The sequence below is a fragment of the Enterococcus sp. BWB1-3 genome (assembly GCF_016745275.1).
Lineage (GTDB): Bacteria > Bacillota > Bacilli > Lactobacillales > Enterococcaceae > Enterococcus_L.
Map to the genome: position 1 here is coordinate 1 of NZ_JADOEP010000019.1, position 18,364 is coordinate 18,364.

Consider the following 18,364-nt stretch of genomic DNA (forward strand, 5'->3'; position numbering starts at 1 on the left):
AGACCTGATGCGAAAGTACGGGGATGAGTTTTCGGAAATGTTGGGGAAATATAGTGAGGAAATGCTGGAGCTGGCAGGTATCCCATCGAGTTATCTTGATGATGCAGCCAGATATGGCGATGATTTAGCGATAAGCGCCAGCAAGCATGGGGATGAAGCGGCAAGTGCTGGTAAGAAAGCCAGTGGGGCTGAAACAACTGCTAAAGACTTATCTCAATTTGAAAATCTAAAAGGAGAGTATGCTTCTAAAGAAATACCTAATGCTGACAGAATTGGTAGTGGATTGAAAGATGACCCCAGCCATAGAGCTGCAAGTTTCATAACAGAAGAACAACTTGCAAAAGGAAGAGTTACGAGTTTTACTGGTAGCGATAATAAATCTTACTCTATACTTCAAACAAATGGAGATTTTAATGGACTAGATGGCATATATGAATATATTTTAGATCCAACGGGAAAAATAACTCATCAAAGATTTATTGAAGGTGGCAAAATAACAGGTTTTCCAAATCAAAAAGTTCCTAAAGGAGGATATTAAATTTGAGTGACAAGTATGATTTTTTTAGTTTTTCTCAAACAAAAACTAACTGGAGCTGGCAAGAAATACTATCTGGGATGGAGAACAAAATAATTGACCGAAGTGATGTTATAAATTATGCTACACGTGTTCTTGAGGAAGGCATACTAGGATTTGATTGGGTTTTAAAAATAGCGATAGCTGATGAATATGAAGATATTTTACCATATATTTATGAATTGATTAATTTAGAAGATAGTGAAGAAGATAGCATGATACAAGATAAATGGAGATACTTCATTTTGAAAGAATTATATGCTAAAAAATCTAATTATGAAGATTTTAACGAAAAAGTTGAAGAAATCTATGCTGATTTTGATTATCCAGAAGACATGGCTGGATTTATTGGATATATGCCTTCAGTAGATGGAAAAAGTATGGAAGAATCTTGGCAAGAATATTTAACTAATTTTGAGGAAAAATTTGAAAACTAAATAAAAAAGGCACTCTATCGCTCGACGGGAATCGAGAAAATAGAGCCTTGACTAGTAAGAAATATGCTCACTAATCAAGTTGCCAATAGCAAACAAAAGCTAGCTGCATTTATTGTACAAAACTTCAAAGGACTTTTCTAGTCTTTTCGACTGTTTATTTGAAGTACAATCAGTTAAGTTGTAGACTATTGAAACGGTATTAGTGAGAAAACGACCACTGATACCGTTTTTTCGTGTATCAAAAATTAAAGGAGTGAAAAAATGATTCAAACAGAAAATAAGCAACCAATCAAAGAAATCAGTCATCAAGATATTTACGCACTTTGTGATGTATAGGAACAACTTCAATCATGGCAAGAAGTATTACCTGTGCTAGAAAAGTTTTTCGAGGATGAAAATAGACCCGTCAACAAACAACAAATTGCTAGAAAATACTATGCCTGTTCACAAGTCTTTATGTTGTTTTATTTGGATTTTAGCCAAACCATGCAAAGAATGGAAAAGCAGTTATTAGAGTTGCGAAGTAAGAAAAAGGTCTAGAGGTTTTAAAAGTCTATTTTGCTAGATTCTGAGGGTAAAGAAAGAAGAATTTAGAAGAATATATTTTAATGTTAAAGCAAACGATAGGCATGCTAGGCTAAAAAAGCTCGAGGAACTAGCCAAAGTATTAGCTATTTTGTGAGTTCCTCGGGCACTAATAAATGGACATGCCCGCTAATACAAGTCAATGGCGATGAAATCGACGAAGTGAACCATTTACTTGTATTAGAGTGTTATTCAGTTGGTGGCGTATATTTTTTCATAATCTGTTTGGCAGAATAATAGTTGTACAGCTCTAACAACTCATTGAAGCTAAATCGTTCAAATTCTTTCAGCAGAATATTTTTAGCTTGTTCGTCATTCGTAAGGATTTTCGTGTAATAGGTATCAGTGTCAACGTTGTATTCTTCTATATTGATGTGTTCACCTTGATTTTTTGTTTCAATAGCAGCCTGTATAACATACTGGCTATACTGGAGGAATTGCTCCAATTCAACCTCTAAAAGGGATTTTGTGATAAGGTCATTTTCCATTAACTCGTCACTAGAAACAGAAAGTGTTTCTGCTATTTTTTCTAACAAATTTGGAGAAGGTCGCTGACTACTATCCTCAAGTCCAGATAGTTGAGTGACAGAGATCCCTATTTTTGAAGCGAGTTCATCAAGAGATAACTGTTCTTCGTTTCTTAAGCGTTTTAGATTTCGTGCAAAAGGCAGTTGACTATTAAAGTCATCAGTTTCGTCGTTGCTGTAAAGTTCATTAGCGGAAACATTCAATGCTTGCATAATCTTTTCAAGGGTTTCAGATTTAGGATTTACGTGTCCTTTTTCAATTTTTAAAAGACTCTGTGGTGTGATACCAACAGCTTTGGCAAGGGATTTTTGAGAAATTTTTTTCTTTTTGCGAATAATGACGATATTTTCCCCGATATGATTGGACATGATGTCACCTCGATTAGTATTTTAATTAATAAGGTTAATTCTAACATAAATAAAATTAAATTAAAAGATAATATTCTGTTGACTTATATTTGTTTTTAGGTTAATATTCAAATATCGATAATTGCTCTTTGGGATTGTTTTGGTTGTTTGGTCGTGGTGCCATGCGCGCGACGCCAGCAAGGCAGGAGCGCAAGCAATGAGTGCCAACGACCAAAGCCTTCTTTGAGCGGTACCCATCGCCGAGGTATTTGGAAGGGATAACGGTAGAAGAGTTGGCAAGATTCCTGCGAATCCCAAGTCACAATGCCTGTTCAACGAAACGAGCGAAACAGATCCTTGGTTTAGTGGCAGAAGAGGCGACGAAAGAGCGAGACTACCAATTTGCTCGAGATACGATTATCAAGAGTATTACAAGGCAAATCAGAGCGTATCAGCGAGAGATAGCGGAGTTGGAGCAGACAGAGAAACAACTGTATCAAGAACTCGACTATCAGTTAGAAACAATGCCGGGGATAGATGTCGTTACAGCCTGTGCATTGGTGGCTCATATTGGAGATATCCATCGATTTCCGACTGCGGATAAACTGGCAAATTATGCGGGAGTGGCGCCGTTGAGATTCAGCTCAGCGGGCAAAGGAAAAGACGTACAGAACAAGTCACAAGGGAATAGAAAGCTATATTCAACGTTGTACTTCCTCGCCATACAACAGATTTATATGACGAACAAGAAAGAACCACGAAATCCAGTATTTCGAGCTTATTTCGAGCGGAAAGTATCAGAAGGTAAGACGAAAATACAGGCGTTGCTTTGTATTATGCGCAAATTAATCAAGATAATTTACAGCATGATGAAGCGAAAAACGGCGTATAATTTACCGAAAATGAAGGAAGAAATTGCGTGTTAAGAAAAGTGTGCTAAACTGTTGGTATAACAGCATTTTAGCTAATTTTTAACAGAAGTGCTTCCCCGCCCCAAGAAAGCCAGTGGGGCTAATGTCAATAAACCTCCTAGAAACTTAATTGATAATATGGATGAAATTGCTGATGATATTAGGAATATAAACAAAAAATATTCTAGTGGGCTTGAACAGAATAATTCAATAAATTTTGTATAGATTCTTTTGTTTGGATAGTAGTCTTCTAAATAATCTTGGATTAACACCTTCATCTCTATTTTACTTTTATGCTTGTTGGGTTCGATTAATTCTCATTTGATCGATCGATGAAACGATTTGATTCGACGATATTCTGAAACCTATCGGGAAATTATTGGACGAGAGATGTTGTATTCTTCAGATATTCTCTTGGTAGTTACCTTCTTCTCAAGGAGATCCTGTGAAATCTTTAGTTTAAATTCACGATTATATGTTTTTCTCAATAGAGTTCATTCCTTCCGGTAATGTAACTGATAGTCAAGAAAAGTGTATCATAGCCCGATTTTTTGACCGAGAGTGTAAAATAAACCGTGTAAGTAACCCCTATCCTAGGAATGAGGTTGCTTTACAGTTTTTCTTTCGCATCCTTCCAAAAGAGAGCACTGCTATTTTTGGAAGATAGTTTATCAGTTTGATAAAATTCAACCATATTTTCCCGAAAGCGCAGAGGAAGGTGACTCATCTGGGTTTTCTTATTTACTCTTTCCTGAATGGTTACTGATTCCAGAAATGCCGTCCATTGTTTCTGAATTGTGCCTTCTTTCGTTTGTGCATTGTTAAATTCAGGACAATCTGTATTTTCAATAAATGAAATAGTCCCCTTATCAATTAGAGCCAGCAGTCGATGCGTTGTGTCATAGATCATGATACTTTCCAACGGGTATCGCTCCGCAAAATGTGGACAGATGTATGGAAGTGAAAAATGTTTGGGTGTTATTTTACTGAAAAGCAGCTCACCTGCATATTCAAAACGAACAAATCCTGTGTAAAGATGTACTTCACCAAACAGTGATTTTAACCCCTTGTCTATTGCCAGTACAGAAGGATGTCCAATGAAATTTTTTAATGAATCTCTTGTATCCAAAGCAATTGCCAAAGCTTCTAAAAGATGGAGTTCTTTATTATCCATCGTTGCGTAAAAACCATCGTGAATAAAACGAAAATTTTCAGAGGTTAAACGCTGCTGCAGTCTGTTGACTATTTTTTCAGCGAGTGTGACATTCGTATCGATCCAATCACTGATAAAAAGACTTTCCATAGCAGTTTCCGGCGTCAAGATGATTCCTGGAAACTGTTTTTTCCTGAATGCTCGATCTACAATTGTCAGAAATCCTGCGAAGCTGCCATCATATTCCCATGTCGCTGTTGTTCTTTCAATGGACATACAGAAGCTCCTTTTCTTTGGTATGATGAAACTTTTCAGCATCGAATAGAGAAAGCTGTTCATGGTCACTTTGCGTATTTGCCTGTTTCAATGCTTTGTACTGACGAGTAGAAACGAGCGAAGCAATGATCCATTCGGGTTCTTTGATTAATCCATCCATAATGGTACCGTTACAGCTTACAAAATACTTGGCGCGTTTGACAACTACCCCTAATTTCTTTAAGTCGGTTAAATGAAGGCGATAGTATTTTCTTGCTTTTACGATATTTTGTGCACTTTTAGGACCAATGCCCGGAATTCGCAGTAATACGTCATAACTGGCAGACTGCACATCCACTGGAAAACGATCATAATTTTGAACTGCCCAGTTGGCTTTTGGATCTAAATATAAATTGAAATTTGGCTTTTCAGGAGACAGAATTTCATCTGCAGTAAAGCTGTAAAAACGCATCAGCCAGTCAGCCTGATAGAGCCTGTGCTCTCTTAATAAGGGCGGATCAGTAGTTATTGCCGGCAAAAGGCTATCCTGATTTACCGGGATATACGCTGAATAATACACACGCTTCAGTTCGTATTTATGATATAAATTTTCTGCAATTTTAACAATGGTACGGTCTGTCTCAGGTGAGGCGCCAATAATCATCTGGGTTGACTGCCCGCCAGGAACAAATGCAGGGCTGTGTCTCACAGCTGGCAACGCTGCCAGTTCCTTCTTTTTCTGAGTAATCTGCTTCATAGGCTTGTATAGCGCATAGGGATCTTTGTCCGGTGCGAGAAGCTTCAAGCTTTCTCTTGAGGGCAGTTCCACATTCACACTCATTCGATCTGCCAGATAACCTAATTCTTCGATTAATGCCTCATCTGCACCTGGAATTGCTTTTACGTGAATATATCCTTTAAAACCTTTTTCATGGCGAAGAATTTTCAATGTCTTTATTAAAAGTTCGGAAGTGTAATCAACATTTTTAATAATTGCCGAGCTTAAAAAAAGTCCTTCAATATAATTTCTCATGTAAAAATCCATCGTTAAATCTGCTACTTCCTGAGGTGTGAACATTGCCCGCGGAATTTGATTGGACTTGCGGTTAATGCAGTAATGGCAGTCAAAAATACAGGCATTTGTAAATAGAAGCTTCAATAAGGAGACACAACGGCCATCACTGGTAAAAGAATGGCAGATTCCGGCAGCTGCTGTGCTTCCCACTGTTCCTGTTCGTGTATTTTCAGTGACACCGCTGCTGGCACAAGATACATCGTATTTCGCGGATTCTGCTAAAATTTCTATTTTTCTGGTGAGATCCATAATTAATGCCTCCTTTATCGAACGTACGTTCTTGTTTTAACAAGAGATGTATTCAATGTCAAAGAGTAAATCAGACAAAATATTTGTTGACTTGACGAAGCAGTGATAAAATAAGGTTGCTTACTAAAAGTAAGTTTTTGTGTTTTAAATTAAAGGAGGTTGATATAAATGAAGTATCTTTTTGAAAAAGGAACCGGTCGAAAGTTTATTTTGCTCCATGGAACAGGCGGAGATGAGTATTCAATGGTGGATATTGCACAGCACCTTGATCCACAGAGCACAATATTGTCTTTTCGCGGTGAAATTAATGAAAATGGAATGAATCGTTTTTTTAAGAGAAATGGACTGAATCAGTTTGATATTCCAAGCTTAGAAAAGGAAACAGATCATCTGTTGGAACAGATTACAGCAATCAGCGATGAGCAGGGAATTAATATGGATGAGTGGATTATTTTGGGCTATTCTAATGGAGCAAATATAGCTGGGCATCTTTTTTTAGAAAGACAGACAGAACTAAATAAGGCGATTCTGCTCCATCCAATGTCCCTGGGAGTGGATTCCAGAACAGAACCATTAAAAGATAAAAAAGTTTTTCTTTCCTATGGAGAGGAAGATCCAATTGTGTCTTTAGATGCTTTTAAAACACTGGAAAATCAGCTCGGAACGAGAGGGACTCAAATAACTGAAGCCCATACAGAAGCCGGGCACCAGATTACTGTAAAGGAACTGGAACAAGTAAAGAAATGGCTTGCAGATCTTGAATGAGCGGATTATTTGTGGCAAATTTTTAGGGATGTTATGCTGTTAATGTAAATAAAATTATATTTTATGGGAGGTTTTCAATTATGGCAGATTTAAATGGACGTATAAACGATGCAAAGGACAAAGTTGAAGGGAAAGGAAAAGAAGCAGAAGGGAAACTCCAAAGCGGTTTGGCCGATGTAAAAAGTAAAGTCCGTGATGCTGCGGATGATGTCAAAGAAGGTGCCGAATCATTTGGCGACAAAATCAAAGAAGGTTTTGAGGATATTAAGGAAAAATTCTCTAAACATGATGACAAATAGTTAAATAGTAAATAGCGAGTATCAGTTGTATAAAACTGTAACTTCTCATTATATTTTGAAAGAACTGCGGCAAATGAAAGCTGGGGTTCTTTTTTTGAATGTTCAAAAGGTGGATAATGTATTCTTGAAAAATTAAAAAAATGAACTTTACTTTTATATTAAGGTTATCCTAAAAATTAAATAAGCTAGACTGTAAAATAGGCCTATGGTAGAATGTAGGCAACAGTAACTGAAAAAAAGAGGGATGAAAATGATTGATTGGTTAGTGTCACTTGAACCATGGCAGCAGGCTTTGGGTGGAACTGGATTTACTTACTTTATGACTGCTTTGGGATCAGCGCTGGTATTTTTTTTCAAGGACATAAAAAAAGAGGTTTTAAACTTAATGCTGGGGTTCGCTTCAGGAGTGATGATTGCAGCCAGTTTCTGGTCCTTGTTGGCTCCGGCAATTGAACGGGCTGAGGAAAACGGCAGTATTGCCTGGCTGGTGGTAAGCTTTGGCTTTGGTATGGGCGGAGTATTTTTATATATTGCAGACAAAACATTACCCCATATGCATTTTGGGCCAAATCACGAGAAAGAAGGACTTCCCAGTCACCTGAAACGGACCATTCTACTCGTTTTTTCAATTACACTTCATAATATTCCAGAGGGTCTGGCTGTAGGCGTTGCTTTTGGTGCCGCATCATCAGCTGATAATCCAAGAGCAGTCGTTTTAGCGGCCGTATCTGTTGCCTTGGGAATCGGCATTCAAAATTTTCCGGAAGGAGCTGCGGTTTCCATTCCGTTAAGGCAGGAAGGGCTTAGCCGTTCAAAAGCGTTTCTTTACGGACAGGCATCAGGAATCGTTGAACCCATCGCCGGAGTAGTTGGAGCTGTTCTTGTTACAAAAATGAGCTTGCTTCTCCCTTATGCACTTGCTTTCGCTGCGGGGGCAATGATCTATGTTGTCGTTGAGGAACTGATTCCCGAAGCACAGCAAACACTTAGCAGCAAGCGGCATTTCGCTGTATTTGGTGTAATGCTCGGTTTTATTATTATGATGATTCTTGATGTGGCACTGGGCTGACTATACCTAGACAAATAGATAGTGAGCAGTGACTGAATAGAAAACGGCAGTAGGTGAATTGTTTCGGGTAATCCCCGTGAGCCAGCTGTTGTTTTTCTTTAAATTCAGAAGAAACTAACCGAAAATATTATGAGAAATAGAATTACTTCCTATGTAGTAATTCGTTATCCTGTGGTAAAATAGAAAAAGCAACTTTCTTCAGTAAGATTGAGAGGGGATTAAGTAAGTATGGAAAAATCATATGTTGTTGCAGTGGTAGGTGCAACGGGAGCAGTTGGAACAAAAATGATTGAAATGCTGGAACAGACAAAATTACCGATTAAACGAGTTAAATTATTAGCTTCAAAGCGTTCTGCGGGTAAAGAACTGACTTTTAATAACAAAACGCTGGTCGTTGAGGAATTGGTTCCGGAATCATTTGAAGATGTTGATATTGCATTGTTTAGTGCAGGCGGGGGTATTTCTAAAGTATTTGCCCCAGAAGCGGTGAAACGAGGGGCAGTTGTTATCGATAATACCAGTCATTTTAGAATGGCTCAGGATGTTCCACTCGTTGTTCCGGAAGTGAATAAAGCTGCGTTGAAAAATCACAAAGGAATTATTGCTAATCCAAACTGTTCAACGATTCAGCTGATGGTGGCTCTTGAACCAATCAGACAGGCAGTGGGTCTAAATCGTGTTCTTGTTTCTACTTACCAGGCAGTCAGCGGTGCTGGAATCAGTGCAATGGAAGAACTGAAAAGTCAGGCGGTTGAGTATATTAACGGAGTTCCGGCTGATCAGCTGAAGGCTGATATTTTACCTTGCGGCGGAGATAAGAAACATTATCCGATTGCTTTTAATGCGTTGCCGCAGATTGATGTTTTTTCAGAGGATGACTACACGTACGAAGAGTGGAAAATGATCAACGAAACGAAAAAAATTATGGAAGATGATACGTTGAAAGTAACTGCTACGTGTGTGCGGATTCCTGTTTTATCAGGACATTCTGAGTCTGTTTATATAGAAGTAGATAAAGCTGCTTCTGTTAAAGAAATTAGAGATCTGCTGATTGATGCACCGGGAGTTGTATTACAGGATGATCCGAGTCAACAGCTTTATCCTCAGGCATTGACAAGTATTGATAAAAAGGAAACGTTTGTCGGAAGAATTCGTAAAGATGTAGATGTAGAGAACGGCTTCCATTTATGGGTAGTTTCTGATAATCTCTTGAAGGGTGCAGCATGGAACTCCGTTCAGATTGCAGAAACACTGCATGATATGGATTTGGTTCGGGTATAAATTATGCTGTAGCTTGTTTTGAAGGTGAGGGCTGTGACATTAATATGTCTCAGAGTCAAAAAATGAATAGACAGTATTCCAAAAGCAGCTTCTTTGACAATATGCCGAAATTATCGAGAGTCACTATTTTATATAAAATAGATGTTTCCTTGTGAGACACTCGTCACAGTTTAGGTTATATAAGTGATAAACAATACCTGCTTGGTTACCTCAAATTTGTGGAGCACCAAGTAGGAAGGTGTATAAGAACATGTTGCCTTTAACTGAGAGAGTAAATTGCAGGAGCATACGTATGCCCTTAACTGCGACGAGTAATCGCAGGAGCACTGAATTAGTTTTATTGTATCTACGGCTCCCATTGCGTTGAGATCCTCAATACAAAGCTTTTAGTGCTTAACAGCTTTCTTGTCATTTTCGTGAATTCCTTCTTATTGTCATAAATCACTGCGAATGACTTGTCAGAATAGATGATGCATGATATCTACCCTGTCTCTGCGATTAGTTAGCTCCTATTTAAGGATGAATGTTTACACATTCATCAGATGGTTGTTTCGCATACAGCTATCTCTTTGTACATGGAATAAATTCTGATAAATTTATCTTCATCAGAGCTGTGTATACCATTCTGCTAGCTGTTCCTGCAATAATGGGAAATCCTTGTATCTACGAGTCTCACTACACTACACTACACTTCGTTTCGATCTCATCAATTTCTAAATGGCAAAGCCACTAAGAATTGAAGGACTTCGTTTCGATCTCATCAATTTCTAAATGGCAAAGCCATTAAGAAGTGAAGGACCTTGTTTGATTCTCGATACAAATACGCCTGCTTGAGAAAGCATTGGTAACTGGAGATACGCAAAGAGCTGTCACAACCTTAACGCTTCAAACAGGAAATTTAAAGTGTAGAGTGATAAACTGAAAGATAGAGGGGATCGTGTCTGTTTGAAAGGACACCATTTTAAATTCTTGACGGCAGTTTTCTTTATTGTTTTAAATAATGAAGAAAGACGGATTTTTCTGAGATGCAATGTATATAATACTTAAAAGAATGGTTGGAGGTTAAGTGTATGGAATTAACAAATGCGTCAATAATTACTGCAATGGTTACTCCCTTTAATGAGGCGGGAGAGATTGATTTTGGTAAGCTGCCTGCTTTGGTGGAGCATTTGCTGGGAACACATACAGAAGGATTGATATTGGCGGGGACAACGGGAGAGTCGCCAACATTGACACATGATGAAGAAATTGAATTGTTTAACGAAGTCATCCGATTGGTAAACGGTCGAGTACCGATTATTTGCGGTGTAGGTACAAATGATACACGGGATTCTGTTGAATTTGTAAAAGAGATTGCAGAAATGGATGGAATCGATGCTGGTTTGGCGGTAGTGCCGTATTATAATAAGCCTAATCAAGAAGGACTTTACCAACATTTTAAAATGATTGCTGAGGCCAGTGATTTACCGATTATTTTATATAATGTGCCGGGTAGAACTGTCGCCAGCTTGGATGTGGAAACGACATTGAGATTGGCAGAAATTGATAATATTATTGCGGTAAAAGAGTGCGCTGGTTTGGATGCGCTGACCGAACTGATTGAACGGGCACCAGAGGATTTTCTTGTATACACAGGAGAAGATTCACTGGCGTTTTCAACAAAAGCTTTGGGTGGCCAGGGAGTCATTTCTGTTGCCAGTCATATATTCGGAAATAAAATATATGAAATGTTTTATTCTCTGGAAAGCGGAGATATTAAGAATGCAGCAAGCATTCAGAGAAAACTGCTTCCGAAGATGGATGCATTGTTCTCTGTGCCTTCTCCGGCACCTGTAAAAATGACATTAAATCACTTGGGTGTTTCCGTTGGTGATTTGAGATTGCCTCTTGTATCATGTACTTCTGAAGAGAAAGAAAAAATTTTGAAAATACTTGATGTTTAATCAAGCAGAAATAGAGAGGTGAAAAGAGTGAGTACAATAAGAATCATTCCGCTGGGCGGCGTACGCGAAAATGGAAAAAACATGTATATCGCTGAAGTGGAAGATGAAATTTTTGTGCTGGATTGTGGATTGAAATATCCAGAAAATGAACTTTTGGGAATTGATGTGGTTATTCCGGATTTTACTTATTTGGAAGAAAACATTGAGCGAGTTTCAGGTGTGTTCCTGACTCATGGACACGCAGATGCAATCGGTGCATTGCCATACCTTTTATCAAAAGTTCAGGTACCAGTATTCGGTACAGAATTGACTGTGGAATTAGCAAAATTAAGTGTGGGAGATCATCCTTCATCAAAAGATTTCAAGGATTTTCATATTGTTGATCCTGATACTGAAATTGATTTTGCTCATGCGACAATCAGCTTCTTCAAAACGACGCATACGATTCCCGATTCTATCGGAATCAATGTGAAAACGTCTGAAGGAAATATTGTTTACACGGGAGATTTTAAATTTGATCAGACGGCTGAACCGATGTATCAATCTGATTTCAGCAGATTGGCGGAAATTGGTAAGGAGGGTGTTTTAGCATTGCTGAGTGATTCATCTAATGCTGAAAATGCCAGTCCGGTTGCTTCTGAGCTGCAGGTTGCAGAAGAAGTGTACGATACGATTCGTTACTGGGAAGGTCGAATTATCGTTGCTTCAGTTGCCAGTAACTTGAAACGTGTACAACAGGTTTTGGATGCTGCTTATCGTTCTAACCGAAAAGTGGTTTTAACTGGGATCGATTTAGAAAAGATCATTCGAACTGCAATGCGTTTGAATAAAGTGAAGCTGCCAAGTGATGAGCTGATTATCACATTGAAAGAAATGAAAAAGTACTCTGACGATGAGCTGCTGATTTTGGAAACCGGTCGTATGGGCGAGCCTATAAAATCACTTCAAAAGATGGCAAATGGCACACATCGTTCAATTAACATTAAAGAAGGAGATCTTGTTTATATTACAACAACTCCTACTACAGCGATGGAAACAATGGTAGCCAAGACGGAAGATATTATTTATCGGGCTGGCGGAATTGTAAAACAGATTTCTGATAATCTGAGAGTTTCCGGCCACGGCAATTCAAATGATTTACAGTTAATGCTGAACTTGATGAAACCTAAATTCTTTATTCCGGTTCAAGGTGAGTACAGACAGCTTGCTGCACATGCAGATTTAGCGCATGAAATCGGTATTCCTTATAAAAATATTTTTATTACCGGACGAGGGGATATTCTTGAGTATGCGAAGAAAAAAATGTCTGCTTCAGGATCAACAACTGCTGACAACATTATGATTGACGGACTGGGAGTTGGAGATATCGGAAATATTGTGTTAAGAGATCGCCGCATCCTTTCAGAAGATGGAATCTTTGTTGTCGTTGTAACCATTAATCGTCGTGAGAAGAAAATTGTTTCTCCTGCAAAAATAACGTCCAGAGGGTTTGTTTATGTGAAGACCAGCAAGGATTTAATACAGGAAAGCGGAAATATTGTGACAGAAATCGTTGAAAAGCATCTTGATAGTAAAGACTTTGAATGGAGCAAGCTGAAACAGGATATTCGCGAACAGCTGAGTCGCTATCTGTTTGAACAGACAAAACGCAGACCAGTTATTCTTCCTGTTATTATGGAAGCTTCACAACGAAAAAAAGCAAATAATTAAGAATAGAAATGAGCCAAATGTGAGGAAGTATTCTCGAACATTTGGCTTGTTTTTTTATTTTTTCTAAGTAAATTTGCAAGTATCTCTTAAACACACAGCCATATTTTTGTACCCATCTTCTTTTTTAGTTTGTTTCTACATTTTTTCATAGGCAGCTAATCAAAGCGGAAGAGCACTCTCATAGGTGTTTGGGTCTGCCGTTTGGAACTTAGAGGTTTCTGACAAAATAGTCAGGAAAAGCCTGGATTACAGCTGCAGCATCATCATTGACTTTATGGATATGGGCTTCTACAGTTTTGCGCAATTGTACCTTGTCTTTTCTTTTAATCAATTCCAGAATTTGCTGATGCTCCTCTAAAATATTATCCCAACTCAAGTCTTTAACCTCCAGACGTAAAAAGCGATAACGATTTAATGCCCCATTCAACATTTGTAACCACTGCCATACAAAATTTTTATTAGTAATTTGATAAAAGAAACGATGGAACTCTTCATCTAAATGAAAATACTGGTCTACATTTTTTGATTCAAAATAAACTTGCTGAATTTTCAACATTTGTTCCAGCTGCTCGATTTGTTCAGGCGTTATGACGGCTGCTACTTCTTCCATGACAGTCGTTTCTATGTTTTCTCTCACAAAGCGGGCTTCAGATACTTCTTGCAAGTCAATGTGTGAGACATAGGTTCCGCTTTGAGGAATGACCACAAAAAGCCCTTCTTTTTGTAAACGGAGAATTGCTTCTCGAACAGGTGTATCGCCGATACCGATGCTTTTTACTAAAGCATTTTTCGAGATTTTTTTTCCGGGTTTCAGCTCAGCTTTCATTACCATCTCTTTAATCAGTTCGTATGCACGTGTTTGGCTATTGGCTTTTTCCATGAAATTACCTCATTTTTAGATTAATTGAAAATCATTCTATCTCATTTTACCGTAAATAATGTCAAAAGAAATACGAAGTTGCAAATTTATTTTTTGATTAAAGAAGGCGATCGGTTGATAAGTTAGATATTTTATAGTAAGATACTAATATATCAGTTTGAGTGCTGCAAGTATTTCTATTTATTATAAAGCAGAATTTATGTTTATTAAGGAAAATTTCTTATTTTATATGGGCGATTTCTATCACGTCAGTTAGTTGAACAGTCTTTTAGAACATGGAAAAATTACAAGGAGGTAGGAAAGGTGAAATTGAACAAAGCGAGTCTGACCAACAAGGAATTGATTGCTGCCGGGTATCAGATGCCTCAATATGATGTAGAAGTAATGGCTGCCAAAACCAAAGCAGCGCCTAAATGGGTACACTTAGGGGCCGGAAACATTTTCCGTGCCTTTTTAGCAGCTCACCATCAACACCTGTTGAATGAAGGAGTGACTGATACTGGAATCATCGTAGCGGAAGGTTATGATGATGAAATCGTGGATATTTTATCCAGCTATGACAATTTAACGATTAATGTGACTCTGAAAGAGAACGGGCAAGTTGAAAAGGAGATTTTGGCTAGTGTCTCTGATTATTTAAAAATGGATACAGATTCTGCTGATTTTGATACGTTAAAAGAAATATTCAGAAAATCTTCTCTTGAAATGGTTTCAATGACAATTACAGAAAAAGGATACAGCTTGGTGGATGGTTTAGGTAATCTCATTTCAGCAGTACAAACTGATTTTGATAACGGTCCGACGAAACCAGTCAGTTACTTAGGGAAATTAGTTGCCTTGTTATATGAGCGTTTTCAAGCAGGTGAATTACCGATAGCGCTCGTTTCAATGGATAATATGTCCCATAATGGTGAAAAACTGCAAGCTTCAGTATCGGCTTATGTGGATGCTTGGGTGGAAAAAGGATTGGTTCCAGCGACATTTAAAACATATGTTGAAGGCAGCAGCAACGTAACATTTCCTTGGTCTATGATTGACAAAATTACACCACGACCGGATGCTGCAGTGCAAGCCGTATTGGAAGAAGACGGATTAGAAAAAATGTTTCCATCTAAAACATTAAAAAATACCTTTGCAGCACCCTATGTCAATGGAGAAGAAACAGAGTATTTGATCATAGAAGACGAATTTCCAAATGGCAGACCTCATTTAGACAAAACCGGTATCATTTTTACGGATAGAGATACTGTAAACAAAGTAGAAACGATGAAGGTGACGACTTGCTTGAATCCGTTGCATACTTGTCTTGCGATTTTTGGTTGTCTGCTGGATTACACATCCATTCATGAAGAAATGAATGATGAGGATTTGGTGAAATTGATAAAAATCCTTGGCTACAGAGAGGGGTTGCCAGTGGTAATAAACCCCGGCATTATTAATCCCAAACAATTTATTGATGAAGTTGTTGAAAAACGACTTCCCAATCCCTTTATCCCAGACACACCACAGCGGATTGCATCAGATACCTCTCAAAAGCTGTCTGTTCGTTTTGGTGAGACGATCAAGTCTTATTTAAACTCTGATGTGCTGGATGTTCAAGAGCTGCAGGTTATTCCTTTGGTTTTTGCTGGGTGGTTGCGCTATTTGACAGGTATTGATGATCAAGGGGAAAGGTTCGATGTCTCTTCAGATCCATTGCTGGACACGCTCCAGCCAATGTTTGCTGACTTTGAGTTAGGAAAAGAGCAAGCGGATAGAAAGGTATATGCAGTGCTTTCTAATAGCAAGATATTCGGTGTTGATTTAGTGAAGATCGGTTTGGCCGAAAAAGTTTTGACCTTTTTTAATAAAATGTCAACGGCACCGGGAGCGATACGAGAAACAATTCAAACGATCAAATAAAAGGAGCAAATGAATATGAAGCTATCATTTAGATGGTATGGTCGAAACAATGATCCGATTTCATTGGATTACGTCCGTCAGATTCCAGCTATGGAGGAGATTGTGTGGGCGTTACATGATAAGCAGGCTGGAGTAGTGTGGTCAGAAGAAGAGATCAAAGATGAAATCGCTTATATTGAATCTCATGGCCTGAAGGCGACGATCGTGGAGTCTGTCAATATTCATGATGCGATCAAGTTAGGCTTGCCGGCGCGTGATGCGTATATCGAAACGTACAAAGAATGTTTGAAAAATTTAGGGAAGAACGGTGTTAAGGTTGTTTGCTATAACTTTATGCCTATCTTTGATTGGACTCGGACAGATATGTTCCATCCGCTGCCTGATGGCTCAACTTCATTGTTTTTTGAAAAAGAAAAAATTATGTCGCTGGACCCGCAGGAACTGGTCAATATGATGGAGAAAGAAAGTAACGGTCTGACTTTACCAGGTTGGGAGCCGGAGCGTTTGGCACATATCAAAGATTTATTTGCAGCTTACGATGGGTTTACCGATGATAAATTACGAGAAAATTTCAAATACTTTATGGATGCGATCATTCCGACATGTGAGGAATACGACATTAAGATGGCGATCCATCCGGATGATCCGCCGTTTTCTATCTTTGGCTTGCCGCGTTTGGTGAATACACGAGATAATATTAGAAAATTATTGGCTGTTAATCCAAGTCCATACAATGGATTGACTTTTTGCACTGGTTCATTAGGTTCAGATCCAAATAATGAGGTTGTGACTATGCTGGATGAGTTTATTGATCGCACACACTTTATGCACGTACGGAATGTCTGTGTATATCCAAATGGTGATTTCTCTGAAGTATCTCATCGGACATCAGATGGGACTGTTGATATCACTGGTGTCATGAATGTTTTGGCAAAGTATAACTTTGACGGATATATCCGTCCCGATCATGGGCGGCATATCTTTGGCGAAAATTCAACAAATGTACGACCAGGCTATGGTCTGTATGATCGTGCGATGGGTGCCATGTATTTGACGGGGAATTGGGATATGGCACAACGCTTGCACCAATAATCGTGAGAATTGATAAAAAAATATTTTTAAATAGTTGATTTGCTGGCATTGACTATACGTAGAAAATGGTGTTGGGATGGGAAATTTTGGAATTTACTGAGCTTGGCTGGGATTTCCCGCTGCACGCTGTTCCTTATGAGCCTGCTGTTTGATTTTTGCAACTTAACTTTAGTGATTAGGATGTGTTGGAAGACCTTGCGGCGAATCGTTTCGAAGGAATAGAAAGGAACAAACACCATTTGAAAAAGGAAGGGGCTTCTATTCTTCGTATAAGTCATATGCTGCCATTCCAGTTAGAGATAGAGGAATCGGCAACTCATTATCATAACTACGTGAGGTCGGGTCAAAAGCAATCAGCTCTGAGAATTAAGAAGGAATATCCGAAAATAGTCAAGGAACACTAGCCATAAAATGAATAGCTGAGAATTGAATAGGCTACACTTTGTTTGACAATTTTTCTGTGGAAAATAGAGCGTTAAAAAACACGATCTACGGTGGTTTGTTGGCGAAGCGAACCATTGACAATGAGTTGGGGGATGTTATCCGGAGGGAATCGTCTGTGCCGTTTCTAGGCTCAGGCGACAAGACAAAAACACATACCCCAGAAGGCTCATTGTCAATGGCAACCGTAACAGAACAAACGGATGTACCTCAATTATTTATAGAAACTGTCAAAAAATTGTTGCCATTCCAGAATGGATACACTCCGCTGTGATCATCTCAACTTCTGCGTATGAAACATACGAGAGTTGACAGGCTTCACTAGGATTGCTTTAGCAGAATAGATGAAGTCTTGTCAACTACTCGATGAAGGATCTGGAGGTTCTCATATTTTCAGGATTGTTGGGCTTAATTCTGAAGGAGCTGCTCCTGCGGGTACTCGTCGCAAAAAGAATTTTTGTTTTTGTACCGCTGTTTATTCGAGGGTAGATACGAAGAGAGCTTGGAACTTTATTTCTGTCCCATTCTCGATATTTCATTGTTGGATTTCTCTCAAAATTCCTGAAGAATTCGGATGTCACAATACGTTTCAGATACATCCTGATAAGATTCTTGTAAACAGTTGTTTTTAGGGTGTCAATATTTGAGGGGGCTCTTTGTTTTTTTAGTCTCTTTTAGTGTACTTTCGAAAAATAGAGCGAAATGGTTCGGATATATTTTTTAAAGTAGAAATTTGTGAATTGTTTAACTAACGATCCGAATAGCTGTAAAGAGAATCAGAAGCAATTTACTCAGTAAAATACTTCTGTACTTACATGAATTTTTCAGTACTTTTAGCTTGAAATTGGTTATCATCATTACAGCTGAT

At 38.4% G+C, this 18,364-nt stretch carries 15 protein-coding genes and 2 pseudogenes; 12 read left to right on the forward strand and 5 right to left on the reverse strand.

The window, feature by feature from the left end; genetic code table 11:
• Together IW492_RS12650 and IW492_RS12655 are read left to right on the forward strand one after the other, a co-directional pair.
• A pseudogene (locus tag IW492_RS12650) lies at window positions 1-538 on the forward strand (hypothetical protein); the annotation flags it as partial.
• A gap of 2 nt (window positions 539-540) precedes the next feature.
• Complete coding sequence (locus tag IW492_RS12655) at window positions 541-1,011, forward strand: DUF2247 family protein (RefSeq protein ID WP_202068004.1); 471 nt, start codon at window positions 541-543, stop codon at window positions 1,009-1,011.
• Window positions 1,012-1,784: 773 nt separating this feature from the next.
• Here the strand turns inward: IW492_RS12655 and IW492_RS12660 are convergent.
• A complete protein-coding gene (locus tag IW492_RS12660; protein ID WP_202068005.1) occupies window positions 1,785-2,492 on the reverse strand; it encodes a helix-turn-helix domain-containing protein in 708 nt (235 codons plus the stop codon).
• 200 nt (window positions 2,493-2,692) lie between these two features.
• Here IW492_RS12660 and IW492_RS18540 point away from each other — a divergent pair, with 200 nt between their 5' ends.
• Window positions 2,693-3,397, forward strand: coding sequence for a transposase (locus IW492_RS18540; protein ID WP_202068006.1), 705 nt, complete (start codon window positions 2,693-2,695; stop codon window positions 3,395-3,397).
• Window positions 3,398-3,750: 353 nt separating this feature from the next.
• Here the strand turns inward: IW492_RS18540 and IW492_RS18110 are convergent.
• From IW492_RS18110 to IW492_RS12675, 3 genes and pseudogenes are all read right to left on the reverse strand, one after another.
• A pseudogene (locus IW492_RS18110) lies at window positions 3,751-3,870 on the reverse strand (helix-turn-helix domain-containing protein); the annotation flags it as partial.
• Between the two features lie 122 nt (window positions 3,871-3,992).
• Complete coding sequence (locus IW492_RS12670; RefSeq protein WP_202068007.1) at window positions 3,993-4,811, reverse strand: TIGR03915 family putative DNA repair protein; 819 nt, start codon at window positions 4,809-4,811, stop codon at window positions 3,993-3,995.
• Window positions 4,801-6,114, reverse strand: coding sequence for a putative DNA modification/repair radical SAM protein (locus IW492_RS12675; RefSeq protein ID WP_202068008.1), 1,314 nt, complete (start codon window positions 6,112-6,114; stop codon window positions 4,801-4,803). The genes IW492_RS12670 and IW492_RS12675 overlap by 11 nt, the downstream gene beginning before the upstream one ends.
• Window positions 6,115-6,282: 168 nt before the next feature.
• Between IW492_RS12675 and IW492_RS12680 the strand changes: the two genes are divergently transcribed.
• From IW492_RS12680 to IW492_RS12705, 6 genes are all read left to right on the forward strand, one after another.
• Window positions 6,283-6,879, forward strand: a complete 597-nt coding sequence (locus tag IW492_RS12680) for an alpha/beta hydrolase (RefSeq protein ID WP_202068009.1) — start codon at window positions 6,283-6,285, stop codon at window positions 6,877-6,879.
• Window positions 6,880-6,959: 80 nt separating this feature from the next.
• Window positions 6,960-7,178 carry a hypothetical protein gene (locus IW492_RS12685; RefSeq protein WP_202068010.1) on the forward strand — a complete coding sequence of 73 codons (219 nt, stop codon included), beginning with the start codon at window positions 6,960-6,962 and terminating at the stop codon, window positions 7,176-7,178.
• Window positions 7,179-7,428: 250 nt separating this feature from the next.
• Window positions 7,429-8,247 carry a ZIP family metal transporter gene (locus tag IW492_RS12690; RefSeq protein WP_202068011.1) on the forward strand — a complete coding sequence of 273 codons (819 nt, stop codon included), beginning with the start codon at window positions 7,429-7,431 and terminating at the stop codon, window positions 8,245-8,247.
• A gap of 228 nt (window positions 8,248-8,475) precedes the next feature.
• Window positions 8,476-9,528: an aspartate-semialdehyde dehydrogenase gene (locus IW492_RS12695; protein ID WP_202068012.1), complete on the forward strand. Its 1,053-nt coding sequence runs from the start codon at window positions 8,476-8,478 to the stop codon at window positions 9,526-9,528.
• A 1,070-nt stretch (window positions 9,529-10,598) separates the two neighbouring features.
• Complete coding sequence (dapA, locus tag IW492_RS12700) at window positions 10,599-11,471, forward strand: 4-hydroxy-tetrahydrodipicolinate synthase (RefSeq protein WP_202068013.1); 873 nt, start codon at window positions 10,599-10,601, stop codon at window positions 11,469-11,471.
• Between the two features lie 27 nt (window positions 11,472-11,498).
• Window positions 11,499-13,181: a ribonuclease J gene (locus IW492_RS12705; protein WP_202068014.1), complete on the forward strand. Its 1,683-nt coding sequence runs from the start codon at window positions 11,499-11,501 to the stop codon at window positions 13,179-13,181.
• Between the two features lie 208 nt (window positions 13,182-13,389).
• On the opposite strand, the gene IW492_RS12710 is transcribed toward IW492_RS12705, so the two are convergent.
• Entirely contained in the window at window positions 13,390-14,061 is a 672-nt protein-coding gene (locus tag IW492_RS12710) for a GntR family transcriptional regulator (RefSeq protein WP_202068015.1), read from the reverse strand.
• Between the two features lie 303 nt (window positions 14,062-14,364).
• Here IW492_RS12710 and IW492_RS12715 point away from each other — a divergent pair, with 303 nt between their 5' ends.
• The 3 genes from IW492_RS12715 (at window position 14,365) to IW492_RS12725 (ending at window position 17,770) form a co-directional block, all read left to right on the forward strand.
• Entirely contained in the window at window positions 14,365-15,963 is a 1,599-nt protein-coding gene (locus IW492_RS12715; RefSeq protein ID WP_202068016.1) for a mannitol dehydrogenase family protein, read from the forward strand.
• Between the two features lie 15 nt (window positions 15,964-15,978).
• A complete protein-coding gene (gene uxuA / locus IW492_RS12720; RefSeq protein WP_202068017.1) occupies window positions 15,979-17,055 on the forward strand; it encodes a mannonate dehydratase in 1,077 nt (358 codons plus the stop codon).
• Window positions 17,056-17,497: 442 nt separating this feature from the next.
• Entirely contained in the window at window positions 17,498-17,770 is a 273-nt protein-coding gene (locus IW492_RS12725; protein WP_202068018.1) for a hypothetical protein, read from the forward strand.
• The last annotated feature ends 594 nt before the right edge of the window (window positions 17,771-18,364 follow it).